General features: G+C 68.2%; 9 protein-coding genes and 1 riboswitch. Of the genes, 8 read left to right on the forward strand and 1 reads right to left on the reverse strand.

Annotated elements, in window-relative coordinates:
• The first annotated feature begins 281 nt into the window (after positions 1-281).
• The 3 genes from serA to ACQEU1_RS33905 all read left to right on the forward strand — a co-directional run bounded on the left by serA (position 282) and on the right by ACQEU1_RS33905 (position 6,726).
• Positions 282-1,877, forward strand: a complete 1,596-nt coding sequence (gene serA, locus ACQEU1_RS33895; protein ID WP_433210467.1) for a phosphoglycerate dehydrogenase — start codon at positions 282-284, stop codon at positions 1,875-1,877.
• 241 nt (positions 1,878-2,118) lie between these two features.
• Positions 2,119-5,391 carry a S8 family serine peptidase gene (locus ACQEU1_RS33900; protein ID WP_433210469.1) on the forward strand — a complete coding sequence of 1,091 codons (3,273 nt, stop codon included), beginning with the start codon at positions 2,119-2,121 and terminating at the stop codon, positions 5,389-5,391.
• Between the two features lie 297 nt (positions 5,392-5,688).
• Positions 5,689-6,726, forward strand: coding sequence for a 3-isopropylmalate dehydrogenase (locus tag ACQEU1_RS33905; protein ID WP_285645728.1), 1,038 nt, complete (start codon positions 5,689-5,691; stop codon positions 6,724-6,726).
• 72 nt (positions 6,727-6,798) lie between these two features.
• Here the strand turns inward: ACQEU1_RS33905 and ACQEU1_RS33910 are convergent, their stop codons facing one another.
• Positions 6,799-7,218, reverse strand: a complete 420-nt coding sequence (locus ACQEU1_RS33910) for a YciI family protein (RefSeq protein ID WP_433210471.1) — start codon at positions 7,216-7,218, stop codon at positions 6,799-6,801.
• Between the two features lie 589 nt (positions 7,219-7,807).
• Positions 7,808-7,925: riboswitch (cobalamin riboswitch) on the forward strand.
• A gap of 30 nt (positions 7,926-7,955) precedes the next feature.
• Between ACQEU1_RS33910 and ACQEU1_RS33915 the strand changes: the two genes are divergently transcribed.
• From ACQEU1_RS33915 to ACQEU1_RS33935, 5 genes are all read left to right on the forward strand, one after another.
• Positions 7,956-8,978, forward strand: a complete 1,023-nt coding sequence (locus ACQEU1_RS33915; protein WP_433210473.1) for a FecCD family ABC transporter permease — start codon at positions 7,956-7,958, stop codon at positions 8,976-8,978.
• Positions 8,978-9,715 (forward strand): ABC transporter ATP-binding protein, encoded by a 738-nt coding sequence (locus ACQEU1_RS33920; protein ID WP_433210475.1) that lies wholly within the window; start codon positions 8,978-8,980, stop codon positions 9,713-9,715. The genes ACQEU1_RS33915 and ACQEU1_RS33920 overlap by 1 nt, the downstream gene beginning before the upstream one ends.
• Positions 9,712-10,701 carry an ABC transporter substrate-binding protein gene (locus ACQEU1_RS33925; RefSeq protein ID WP_433210477.1) on the forward strand — a complete coding sequence of 330 codons (990 nt, stop codon included), beginning with the start codon at positions 9,712-9,714 and terminating at the stop codon, positions 10,699-10,701. Before ACQEU1_RS33920 ends, ACQEU1_RS33925 begins: the two co-directional genes overlap by 4 nt.
• A 222-nt stretch (positions 10,702-10,923) precedes the next feature.
• Positions 10,924-12,507 (forward strand): citramalate synthase, encoded by a 1,584-nt coding sequence (gene cimA, locus ACQEU1_RS33930; RefSeq protein WP_433210479.1) that lies wholly within the window; start codon positions 10,924-10,926, stop codon positions 12,505-12,507.
• 17 nt (positions 12,508-12,524) lie between these two features.
• The gene (locus ACQEU1_RS33935; protein ID WP_433210481.1) at positions 12,525-13,283 is read left to right on the forward strand and encodes a fumarylacetoacetate hydrolase family protein; all 759 of its coding nucleotides are present in this window, start codon (positions 12,525-12,527) and stop codon (positions 13,281-13,283) included.
• Positions 13,284-13,340: the final 57 nt, after the last annotated feature.

Here is a 13,340-nt window from a genome sequence, read left to right on the forward strand (position 1 = left end):
CAACCCCGCTGGAACAGGAACCGGCACCCGCAAAGCCGACCGCACCAGCTCCCACCGTCTCAGCCACTGGGCTTCACCCGAACGCGTGAACCCCAAGTAGCCCCACCCGCCGTCCCATACTCCAAGACGCGGCAGGTGACCTGAGCCACCCGCCGGAATCGCCACGCAAGCCCCCTGTCTATGCTCGTTAACAGTCCGGACACATTGCGGTGCTCCGGTCGGCGCGGGCCAGCCGCCCCCGACCACGCCCGCGCCCCACGATCCGACCCTTCCTGGGAGCGATGTCCGTGAGCAACACGAGCCGACCTGTTGTCCTCATCGCCGAGAAGCTCGCGCCGTCCGTCCTGGACGCTCTCGGCGACGGCGTAGAAGTCCGCCACGTAGACGGCACCGACCGCGAAGCCCTCCTGACAGCGGTCGCGGACGCCGACGCGCTGCTCGTCCGCTCCGCCACCCAGGTGAACGCCGAGGTCTTCGCGGCCACCCGCAAGCTCAAGGTCGTGGCGCGCGCCGGTGTCGGCCTGGACAACGTCGAGGTGCCGGCGGCCACCCAGAACGGCGTGATGGTCGTCAACGCGCCGACCTCCAACATCGTGAGTGCCGCCGAGCACGCCGTCGCGCTGCTGCTGAGCGTCGCCCGGCAGATCCCGGCCGCCCACGAGACGCTGCAGAACCACGAGTGGAAGCGCTCCAAGTTCAACGGCGTCGAGATCAACGGCAAGACCGTCGGCGTCGTCGGCCTCGGCAAGATCGGCCAGCTGTTCGCGCAGCGCATCGCCGCGTTCGGGGTCGAGCTCATCGCGTACGACCCGTACGTGTCCGCCGCCCGCGCCGCCCAGCTCGGCATCGAGCTCGTCAGCCTCGAGGAGCTCCTCGAACGGGCCGACGCGATCAGCATCCACCTGCCGAAGACGCCGGAGACCAAGGGCCTCATCGGGTCGGAGCAGCTCGCCAAGGCCAAGCGCGGCGTCATCATCGTCAACGCTGCCCGCGGTGGCCTCATCGACGAGGAAGCCCTCGCCGAGGCCGTCAAGGAGGGTCAGGTCGGCGGCGCCGGCATCGACGTGTTCTCCACGGAGCCCACGACCGAGAGCCCGCTGTTCAACGTTCCCGGCATCGTCGTCACGCCGCACCTCGGCGCCTCCACCGCGGAGGCCCAGGACCGCGCGGGCACGGACGTCGCGAAGAGCGTGATCCTCGCGCTGGCCGGCGAGTTCGTGCCGGACGCCGTCAACGTCCAGGGTGGCGCCGTCGGCGAGGAGGTGCGCCCGTACCTGCCGCTCGTGCAGAAGCTCGGCACCGTCCTCAGTGCACTGTCGCCCAAGGCGCCGACCAGCGTCACGGTCGAGGTGCGCGGCGAACTGTCCAATGAGGACGTCGCGATCCTGCCGCTCGCCGCGCTGCGCGGGGTGTTCAGCAAGGTCGTCGAGTCTCAGGTGACGTTCGTGAACGCGCCGAGCCTCGCCGCCGACCTCGGCGTGAGCGTCGACCTGGTCAAGGAGACCGAGAGCCCGAACCACCGCAGCCTCGTCACGGTCAAGGCCGTGCACGCGGACGGCAGCACGTTCAGCGTCGCCGGCACGGTCTCCGGCATCGCCCAGGTCGAGAAGCTGGTGAACATCAACGGCCGCAACTTCGACCTGCGCGCCGAGGGCACCGTGCTGCTGCTGGAGTACCCGGACCGTCCGGGCGTCATGGGCACGGTCGGCACGCTGCTCGGCGAGGCCGGCGTGAACATCGAAGCCGCGCAGATCAGCCAGACCGGCAGCGACGCCGTCATGGTGCTGCGCGTGGACCGCCCGGTCGACACGCAGGTCCTCGACCCGATCGGTGCCGCCGTCGGCGCGCGCACGGTCCGCTCTGTCGACTTCGGATAGTCACGACAAACCGGGAAGGGGACGGACAAAGTCCCCTTCCCGTGTACATCGTCATTCACAACGAAGTCATAACAGGCAACTATCCGTAGACAACATTCATACTTTCGGGGCAATCGCAAAGACACGATCAGCGATTAGCGTCCCCACGAGGTTGACCCGGTGCCGTAGAGGGCACGGCACGTCTGGATGCGGGTCGAAGGCACACCTCGGTTGGGGCAACGTTGTGAAGAGACGATCGAGTTTGGTGGTGTTCTCTGCCATCACCACACTGCTGATCGCACCCGCCACCGCACAGGCGCAGAGCCCAGAGCTCGCGCAGCCGGTGAAGGGTGCACACGGGCTGGACGCGGATGCGTTGCAGCTCAAGGTTTCTCCCAGGCTGAACCAGGCTGGCACGGTCACCGCGTTCGTCGCGCTCGACCGCAAGCCGGCCGTCGACGCGTTCGACGAGAAGAAGAGCCAGGGCAAGGAAGTCGCGAAGCAGGCCGCGAAGCAGGCCAAGAACGACGTCGCCGCCACCGCGGACCAGGTCGTCGGCCAGCTCAAGAGCGCCGACAACAAGACCGAGGAGCTGTACCGCACCTCCAACGGCGTTCCCGGCGTCGTCGTGAAGGCGGACGCCCAGAAGGTGCGCGAACTGGCCCAGCGCCAGGACGTTCTCGCGGTCTACTCGGTCGTGCCGAAGAAGCGCCAGAACTCGAACGCCGTCCAGCTCACCAGGACGCTCAACGTCTGGCAGCAGTACGGCAAGCTCGGCGACGACATCCGCGTCGGCATCATCGACACCGGCGTCGACTACACGCACGCCAACTTCGGCGGTCCCGGCACGGTCGAGGCGTTCAAGGCCGTCGACCCGACCAAGGCCGACCCGAACTTCCCGACCGCCAAGGTCGTCGGCGGCTACGACTTCGTCGGCGAGGACTACGACGGCGAGAGCACCGACCCGGCGATCAACACGCCGAAGCCCGACCCCAACCCGATCGACTGCAACGGCCACGGCTCGCACGTCGCGGGCACCACGGCCGGTTTCGGTGAGAACGCCGACGGCAGCACGTTCAAGGGCGACTACACCAAGCTCGACGCCGACAAGCTCAACGCGATGAAGATCGGCCCCGGCACCGCGCCGAAGGCCCTGATCTACGCGCTGAAGGTCTTCGGCTGCGAGGGCTCCACCAACGTCACGTCGCAGGCGCTCGACTGGGCCCTCGACCCCGATGGTGACGGCGACTTCTCCGACCACCTCGACGTGGTCAACCTGTCGCTCGGCTCCGACTACGGCGCCCCGGACGACCCCGACAGCCTCTTCGTGAAGAAGCTGTACAAGGTCGGCGTCATGCCGGTCTTCTCCGCGGGCAACGGCGGCGACCTCTACGACATCGGCGGCTCGCCGGGCAACACGCCCGAGGCGCTGACCGTCGCGTCCGTCCGCGACTCCTACGTGCTGCGCGACGGCGCCGAGGTCAAGGGCCAGGGCCAGAAGCCGGGCCAGTACAGCCAGAGCTTCACCGGCTACCTCGGCTACAACAAGGAACTGCCGGTCGTGAAGCTCGGCCAGGCGGGCAACGCCGACGGCTGCCTCCCGATCACCGACAACGTCGCCGGCAAGTTCGTGTGGCTGGAGTGGGACGACAACGACGCGACGCGTCGCTGTGGTTCGGCCGCCCGCGCGAACAACGTGCAGGCCGCCGGTGGCCAGGGCGTGCTCCTCTCGTCCACTTTGGAGAACTTCGCGGCGGGCATCGCCGGCAACGCGGGCATCCCGATGTTCCAGTTCACCGGCTCCGCCACCGCGGCGGTCCGCCCGTTGCTGGACGCGGGCACGCTGGTCGTCCGCCTCGCGGGTGACCTGCGCACCTCGACGCCGACGTACGACCAGTCCATTTCGGACACCCCGAGCTCGTTCACGAGCCGCGGCACCCGCAGCGGTTCGATCAAGCCGGACGTCGCGGCGCCCGGTGACACGATCTCGTCGACCGCCGTCGGTTCCGGCAACGACCGCCTGGTGATCTCCGGTACTTCGATGGCGTCGCCGCACGTCGCGGGCATCGCCGCCCTGGTCCGCCAGGCGCACCCGGACTGGACGCTCGAAGAGGTCAAGGCCTCGATCATGAACACCGCCGGTGCGGACGTGAAGGAGAACGGCAAGACCTTCGCCCCCAACCGGGTCGGCACCGGCCGCGTGGACGGCAAGTCCGCGATCGACAACCAGGTCCTCGCCTACGTGGAAGAGGACAACGGGTACGTCAGCGCGAACTTCGGCGTCGTCGAGGTCGCGAAGGCGGTCGAGAAGTCCAAGACCATCAAGCTGGTCAACAAGTCCACGAAGTCCGTGGAGTACAAGGTCGGCTACACCGCGGCCACGACGATCCCCGGCGTGAGCTACATCCTCTCGCAGGACAAGGTGAAGCTGAGCCCGCGCGGCATCGCGAAGGTCAAGGTGACGCTGAAGATCACCGACCCGAAGGCGCTGCGCAAGACCGTCGACTCGACGGTCGAGCCGCTCCAGCTCGACACGCCGCGGCAGTTCCTCGCGGACGCCTCCGGTCGCGTGACCTTCACGCCGACCGCCGGCGCCACCGTGCCGCTGCGCCTGTCGGTCTACTCGGCGCCGAAGCCGGTCGCGGACATCAAGACCGCGTCCAGCCTCAAGTTCTCCGGCAACAGCAAGCAGGCCGTTCTGAACGTGACCGGCAAGGGTCTCGACCAGGGCACCGGCTCGCAGGCCTACCGCTCGCTGATCAGCGTCCTGGAGCTCCAGGCGCAGTCGCCGAAGCTGCGCGACTGCAAGCGCAACGTCACCGAGAACTGCGCGCTCAACGAGACGGCCAAGGGCGGCGACCTCCGCTACGTCGGCGCGGCCTCCACGGCCCCGCTCGCCAAGGCGCAGGGCAAGCCGGAGGAGGCGCTGCTCGCGTTCGGTGTCGCGACCTGGGGCAACTGGTACAACCTGGGCAAGAACACCGTTCCGTTCGTCGACATCGACACCAACAACGACGGCACGGCTGACTTCGAGGTGTTCGCCACCCGCCTGACCGACACCGACCTGCTGGTCGCGTCCACCGTGGACCTGAAGACGGGCGAGACCGTCGACATCCAGGGCGTGAACGGCCTGTTCGGCGACGTCGACGCGAACGTCCAGGACACCAACGTCGTCGTCCTGCCGGTGCTGCTGAGCGCTCTCGGCATCGACGCGTCGAAGGACTCCGCGCGCGTCTCGTACACCGTCGGCACCGCGGGCTACTACGTGGCGCCGGGCAACGCGAACAAGCTGATCGACGTGGTCGACCGCAAGCTGTCCTACGACCCGCTCAAGCCGGGTCTGTGGGCGCAGGGCGGCGGTGACGCGGCGCTCTCGTACCTCGCGAAGCCGGGCACGGCGCTCGTCGTCAACAAGAACGAGGCGTCGCTGAAGGCCGACAAGTCCGACGGCCTGCTGGTGCTCAACCACCACAACGCCAACGGCGACCGCGCGTCGGTCGTCCTGGTGAAGTCGGCCGGTCGGGGCGCCTACTAGTGCGGCGCTAGACCCGTACCAGGTCGGATGTTTCACGAGAGGTCCGGTTCCTCGTTTGGAACCGGGCCTCTCGGCATGTCACGGGGCGGAACTGCCCCCTGTCACCCCTTGACGCGACACCCTTCCTGCGGTCGAGTGACACTCGAAAGTGGGAATGGGCCGTGTGGGTGTCCCGCAGTACGGGAGATAACACCCCGAAGGGGTGTCCGGCATGCGGCGAGCGGCCGCGTTGCCGGTAGCCTTTCGCGGAGGAAAGTAGTCCCACCAATTGGGGACTGACACCTGGGAGGTGTGTGGATGCGGCTCGCAGTGATCCCAGGAGACGGGATCGGGCCCGAGGTCATCGCTGAGGCCCTGAAGGTCCTCGGAGAGGTCGTTCCGGCGGCCGAGATCACTCGCTACGACCTCGGCGCGGCGCGCTGGCACGCCACGGGAGAGTTGTTGCCCGAGTCGGTGCTGGGGGAGCTTCGCCAGCACGACGCGATCCTGCTCGGCGCGGTGGGCGACCCGTCGGTGCCGAGCGGAATCCTGGAGCGGGGCCTCCTGCTGAGGTTGCGCTTCGAACTCGACCACCACGTGAACCTCCGCCCGGCTCGTCTCTACCCCGGTGTCCGCAGCCCGCTCGCGGACCCGCCGGAGATCGACATGGTGGTGGTGCGCGAGGGCACCGAGGGCCCGTACGCGGGCAACGGCGGCCTGCTCCGCAAGGACACGCCGCACGAGATCGCGACCGAGGTCTCGCTGAACACCTCGTTCGGCGTCGAGCGGGTGGTCAGGGACGCGTTCGCGCGCGCCTCGAACCGCCAGCGCAGGCACCTGACGCTGGTGCACAAGACGAACGTCCTCACGCACGCCGGCTCGTTGTGGTCGCGCGTCGTGGAGGAGGTCTCGCTGCAGCACCCGGACGTCACCGTGGCCTACCAGCACGTGGACGCGGCGACCATCCACATGGTCACCGACCCCGGCCGCTACGACGTGATCGTCACCGACAACCTGTTCGGCGACATCCTGACCGACCTGGCCGCCGCCGTCACGGGTGGCATCGGCTTGGCCGCCTCGGGAAACATGGATGTGACCAGGCGCAACCCGTCGATGTTCGAGCCGGTGCACGGGTCCGCCCCGGACATCGCGGGCCAGGGCATCGCCGACCCGACGGCCGCCGTGCTGTCGGTCGCGCTGCTGCTCGACCACCTCGGCGAGCACGAGGCGGCGCGCCGGATCGAGGCCTCCGTGGCGTTCGACCTGGCGACGCGCGACCACCAGTCGCCGGGCGCGACCTACGCGATCGGTGACCGGCTCGCGGCACTCGTGTCGTCGAACGTGCGCACGGGCTGAGGTTCTTCTGCCAGAACGTTTTGAAGCCCGGCCGGATCTCTCCGGCCGGGCTTCGGCGTTTCTCGGCGCGGGTCAGATCTGACCGTTGGCCTCACGCCACGCGCGCTCCTTCTGGATCCACTCGTTGTCCTGCGGGAACTCGTCGATGGTCGGCACGCGGCGGATCTCGGTCTTGAAGCCGGGGCCGGTCATCGGCATGCGCTTCGCCCACTCGATCGCCTCCTGGATCGACGCGACGTTGAGCAGGTAGAAGCCGTTGAACAGCTCCTTGGTCTCGCCGTACGGGCCGTCCGTGATGACCGCGGGCTCGGCGGAGTAGTCGACGACGACGCCCTCGGACGGGTCGGAGAGGCCCTCGGCGGCGAGCAGCACGCCGGCCCGGATCAGCTCCTCGTTGAACGCGCCCACGGTCTCCAGCATCTTGTCGAAGTCGAACTCGCCCATGCCGGCGAAGGCCTCGTCGGTGGCGCGCATGATCAGCATGTACTTCATGGTGGTTCTCCTTGCGTCTCGTCCGTTGACGTCCAGAGGTCGAACGGGTGCCCTGCCGGATCGACACGCACCCAGAACTTTTTTGAAGTTTTCTTTTTCTACAGGTCAGAGGCCCGCGGGGAGTGCGAACGCGCCCAACGGCGCGGCTACACGACGATCTGATCGTCATTGGCTTCGTCACATGGACGGCGTCGTGTCCGAACCCGACGGCGCTGCGGGCGCGCCTGGTGCCGAGCGGGTGTTCCGGCACAACCGGACGCCGTGCGGGGGGATGAGCTCGGGCTCGGTCCGTTGCCCGACACGGGTGTGGCGCTGCTCAGGCGCACGACCTGGGAGCACGTCGTGCGGCTGCGGCCTCACACACGCTGACCTGCTGTTCTGGTCGGCAGAACCCGTCCACCGTCGACGATCTCGCGCCTGCCGTGGGCGTTGGCCTCGCACGGCTGGCGGACGAGTACCGGCCTGATGGTGTTCCCGACGGTGGTGGGTGCCGGGGAGCGCTTGTTCGACGCACCTGCAGAGATGCGACTCACGTCCGTGGAGCAGAAGGGGAGCTGCGCTACCGCACGGACGGGTGATCGCGTCGGGTTAGAGTGCTGACGTCGTGCGTGGGGGAAGTCCGGTCTGAATCCGGCGCTGACCCGCAACGGTAGGTCTCTCTCTTGAGAGGGACGAGCCCGAATACCCGCGCACGGTGCAACCAGGAACTCCTGCCGTGGACTGCGGGAAGGGCATCAGTGATCGGGAAGATCAGCGCGCTCGTCGGCGTGCTCGCCGTCAGCATCGTCGCGGGCGTGGCGCTCGGCCCCGTGTCCGTTCCGTTCGACGTCACGCTGGACCTGCTGTGGGCGGCGCTGACCGGCGGCACCGTTCCCGCCGACCTCGCCGGGCAGTACCACATCGTCTGGGACATCCGGCTGCCGCGCGTGCTGCTGGCCGCGGTCGTCGGGGCCGGGCTGAGCGCGGTCGGCGTCGCGATCCAGGCGATGGTCCGCAACGCCCTCGCCGATCCCTACGTGCTGGGCATCTCGTCGGGTGCGAGCGTCGGCGCGACCGCCGTGGCGACGCTCGGCATCCTGTCCGGACTCGGTGTGTACGCGCTCTCCGTCGGCGCGTTCGTGACCGGTCTCGGCGCCACGGCTCTGGTCTACCTCACCGCACGCACGAGCCGAGGGCTCACACCGTTGCGGCTGGTGCTGACCGGAACCGCGCTGGCGTACGGGTTCTCGGCCGTCGCGATGCTGCTGGTGTTCCAGGCGCCGCACGGGGAGGCGGCGCGCAGCGCGATGTTCTGGCTGCTCGGCAGCCTGGGCGGCGCGACCTGGACGGCGCTGCCGATCGCGTTGGTGGTGACGCTCCTGGGAATCGTCTACCTGATGACGCGCGCCCGGCAGCTGAACGCGCTGGCGATGGGCGACGAGACCGCCACGACGCTGGGCGTGTCCGTGAACCGGTTCCGCACGCAGCTGTTCGTCGTCACCGCCGGCATCACCGGCGTGCTGGTGGCGGTCAGCGGCGCGGTCGGGTTCGTCGGCCTGATGCTGCCGCACCTCACGCGCATGGTCGTCGGCGCCGACCACCGCAGGGTCCTGCCGCTCGCACCCCTTGCCGGAGCGTCGTTCCTGGTCTGGGTCGACGTGGCCGCCCGCATGCTGGCGGCACCGGAGGAGCTGCCGCTGGGCGTCATCACCGCGGCGATCGGCGTGCCCTGCTTCATCTTCCTGATGCGGCGCCGCACCTACGTGTTCGGAGGACGCTGATGCGCGTCGAGGTCAACCAGGTCACCGTGGCCGGGATCATCTCCGACGTCACGCTGCACGCGTCCGACGAGGTCGTGGGCATCGTCGGCCCGAACGGCAGCGGCAAGTCCACGACGTTGCGCTGCGTCTACCGCGCCCTGAAACCGACCTCCGGAGTGGTGCTGCTGGACGGCACGGACGTCCACAAGCGACAGAACATCGCCCGCGACCTCGCCGCGCTGACGCAGGAGTCGCAGGTCGAGTTCGACTTCACGGTCACCGAGGTCGTGGAGATGGGCCGCCTGCCGCACGACCGCTCACCCCGCGACTCCTCCGTCGTGGCCTCTGCTCTGGAGACCGTGGACGTGGCGCACCTGGCGTCGCGCAGCTTCCTCAGCCTCTCCGGCGGCGAACGGCAACGCGTCCTGATCGCCCGCGCCCTGGCCCAGGAACCACGCGTGCTCGTGCTGGACGAGCCCACCAACCACCTCGACATCCGGCACCAGCTGGAAGTGCTGTCGCTCACCAGAGGACTGGGCGTGACGGTGCTGACCGTGCTGCACGACCTGAACCTCGCCGCGTCCTACTGCGACCGCCTCTACGTGCTGGACGAAGGTGCGCTGGTCGCCTCCGGCACACCGGACGAGGTCCTGACGCCCGAACTGGTCGCCAAGGTCTTCCACGTCACCGCACACGTCGTGCGCCACCCCACCACAGGAGTTCCCCAGCTCCTGTTCGACCAGGAGGTCGTTCGTTGAGAACCGCTCTCGTCGCTTCGTTGGTTCTGCTCGTCTCGGGGTGCGGAGCCACGGTCGCCTCCGGCCCGGCGACCTCGGACCCGGTGACCATCGCCAACTGCGGCGCCGAGGTCACGTTCCCCACCGTTCCGTCCAAAGTGGTCACGAACGACACCGGCATCACCGAGATGATGTTCGCGCTGGGGCTCAGGGACCGCATGGCCGGCTACGTGGTCAACGGCGTCGACACGGTGGACGTGCGGACGTCGCCGTGGAAGGCCGACTTCGACTCCGCGAAGCACCTGTCCGACAAGATCTCCAAGGAAGTGGTGCAGGGCGCCAACGCCGACCTGGTGTTCGCGGGCTGGAACTACGGGTTCTCCGAGAGCACCGGGTTCACCCCGGACGCGTTGAAGGGGCTGGGGATCGCGACCTACCAGCTGACCGAGGCGTGCCGGAACGGGGTGGGCAAGCAGCGGGGGATCATGCCCGCGCTCGACGCGTTGTACACGGACCTGCGGAACCTGGGGAAGATCTTCCGGGTCTCGGACAAGGCAGAGTCGCTCATCAACGAGTACCAGGCGCAGATCGACCGTGCCGGGAAGCTGATGGAGGGCAAGCCGCGTCCCAAGGTGTTCCTGTACGACAGCGGGCAGGACCAGCCGTTCACGTCCGGCAAGAACGCCGCTCCGCAGGACGTGATCTCCAAGGCCGGCGGGGACAACATCTTCGGCGACCTGAACGACAGCTGGACCACGGTCAGCTGGGAGACGGTCGTGCAGCGCGACCCCGACGTGGTGCTCATCGTGGACTACGCGGACGGTGAGGCGAACACGCCCGAGCAGAAGCAGGCGTTCCTGGAGGGCTTCGCGCCGCTCGCCAACTCGCCGGCGGTGAAGGGGAAGAAGTTCTTCTCGTTGCCGTACGCGGCGTTGGTGGAGGGGCCCCGCAACGCTGCCTCGGTGGAGGCGTTCGCGAAGTTCCTGGCGGAGAACACCGGTTCCTGACCCGGGATCACAGGCGTGAACCCGTGACCAGATAGTGGGAGATTTCCTCCCGTCGCTTGGTACGCCGGACTGGGCTGTGGCAGCATCGCCGCCATGGCTCAGTTCACCGCCATCATTATTGACGAGCGCGTCGGGTAGTTGCCGCCCCTGGCACCCGACGCGCAGACCTCTCGCATCCCGCGGGGGGTCTTTTTGTTTGCCCGGATGAGGAGATGAACCCCGATGGCCGGCCCTACCGACGAGTTCCACGTCTACGACACGACGTTGCGCGATGGCGCACAACGTGAGGGCATCTCGTACTCCGTCACGGACAAGCTGGCTGTCGCGCGGCTGCTGGACGGGCTCGGCGTCGGGTTCATCGAGGGCGGCTGGCCCGGCGCTCTGCCCAAGGACACGGAGTTCTTCAAGCGGGCGGCGGCCGGTGATCTGGAGCTGAAGCACGCCAAGCTCGTCGCGTTCGGGGCCACGCGCAAGGCAGGGGTCAAGGTCGAGGACGACCCGCAGGTCAGGGCGTTGCTGGAGTCCGAGGCGCCGGTGGTGACGCTGGTGGCCAAGTCGGATCTGCGGCACATCGAACGCGCGCTGCGGACGGACACCGAAGAGAACCTGCGGATGGTGCGCGACACGGTCAGGTTCCTGAAGGACCACGGGCGGCGGGTGTTCCTGGACGCCGAGCACTTCTTCGACGGGTACGCGTTCTCGCCGGACACCAGCCTTCGCGTGCTGGAGTCCGCTGTGGAGGGTGGCGCGGACGTGGTCGTGCTGTGCGACACGAACGGCGGGCAGCTGCCGTTGAACCTGGCCGACACCGTGGCCGAGGTCGTGGAGAAGACCGGTTTTCGCGTGGGAATCCACTGCCAGGACGACACGTCCTGCGCGGTGGCCAACACGATCGCGGCCGTGCAGGCGGGCGCGACGCATGTGCAGTGCACTGCCAATGGATATGGCGAGCGAGCGGGCAACGCCGACCTGTTCGCCGTCGTGGGAAACCTCGTGACCAAGCTCGGCATGGAGGTGCTCCCGACCGGGGCACTGGCCGAGCTCACCCGCGTCTCCCATGCGTTGGCCGAGATCGCGAACATCGCACCCGACACCCACCAGGCCTACGTCGGGTCGTCAGCATTCGCTCACAAGGCGGGTCTGCACGCGAGCGCGATCAAGGTGGATCCGGAGCTGTACAACCACATCGATCCGGACACCGTCGGCAACGACATGCGGGTGCTGGTCACCGAGATGGCCGGTCGGGCGAGCATCGAGCTCAAGGGACGTGAGTTCGGGCTCGACCTGACCGGCCGGGGGAACGAGGTAGGGACGGCGCTGGCGCGCGTCAAGGAGCTGGAGGCGAAGGGGTGGTCGTTCGAGGCCGCCGACGCCTCGCTGGAGCTGCTCCTGCGCGGCGAGCTGTCCGAACTGGACACTCCGCCGTTCGCGCTGGAGTCCTACCGGGTCGTGCTCGACCACCGTTCGGACGGGGAGATCGTGTCCGAGGCCACGGTGAAGGTGCACGTGGCGGGGGAGCGGGTGATCGCCACGGCCGAGGGCATCGGACCCGTGCACGCGCTGGACGCGGCGCTGCGCAAGGCGTTGCTGCCGCACCTGTCCTGGTTGGACACCGTCGAGCTGGCCGACTACAAGGTGCGCATCCTCACCGAGCACCCCGGCACGGACGCGGTGACGCGCGTGCTGGTGGAGTCCACGGACGGCGAGCGCGAGTGGACGACGGTCGGGGTGCACGGGAACATCGTCGAGGCGTCGTGGCTCGCGCTGTGCGACGCACTCGTGCACAAGTCGATGCGGTCCGCGTGACCTCGTAAACTCGCGGTGTGCGTATTGCCAGGATTGCTCATCCCGCTGGCGTGGCCTTCGTCGCCGTTCAAGGCGACGAGGCCGCGGAAATCGCCGAACACCCCTTCGGCACGCCCACGTTCACCGGCCGGAAGTGGCCGTTGGCCGACGTGCGGCTGCTCGCGCCCATCCTGCCCACCAAGATCATCGGTGTCGGCCGGAACTACGCCGACCACGCGAAGGAGATGGGCAACGAGGTTCCCGCGGAGCCGTTGCTGTTCTTCAAGCCCAACACGTCGGTGATCGGGCCGAACGTCGAGATCAAGCTGCCGGCCGCGTCCGAGCGCGTCGACTTCGAGGGGGAGCTGGCCGTCATCATCGGCCAGCCCTGCCGCGACGTGCCGAAGGCCAGGGCCGCGAGCGTGATCATGGGTTACACGATCGCCAACGACGTCACCGCGCGCGACCTGCAGAAGAAGGACGTGCAGTTCACGCGTGCCAAGGGTTTTGACACGTTCTGTCCCTTGGGTCCCTTTATCGAAACGGAGTTCGACCCGTCGGACGTCCGCGTCGTGACCGAAGTTGACGGGCAAGTCAAACAAGACGGCCGTACTTCGTTGATGGTGCACGACATTCCGTCACTCGTGGAGTACGTCTCCGGCATCATGACGCTGCTGCCGGGCGACCTGATCCTGACCGGTACGCCGGCCGGTGTCGGGCCGATGACGGCCGGACAGACGGTCTCCGTGACTGTGGACGGCCTTGGCACGCTCACCAATCCGGTCGCAAATAGGTAGCCGTACGGAGCAATCCGGCGTCCGGCAGGTTCCGCGACCGGGTACCCGCGAGTAACT

The sequence above is a fragment of the Lentzea sp. CA-135723 genome, assembly GCF_050936595.1.
GTDB lineage: Bacteria > Actinomycetota > Actinomycetes > Mycobacteriales > Pseudonocardiaceae > Lentzea.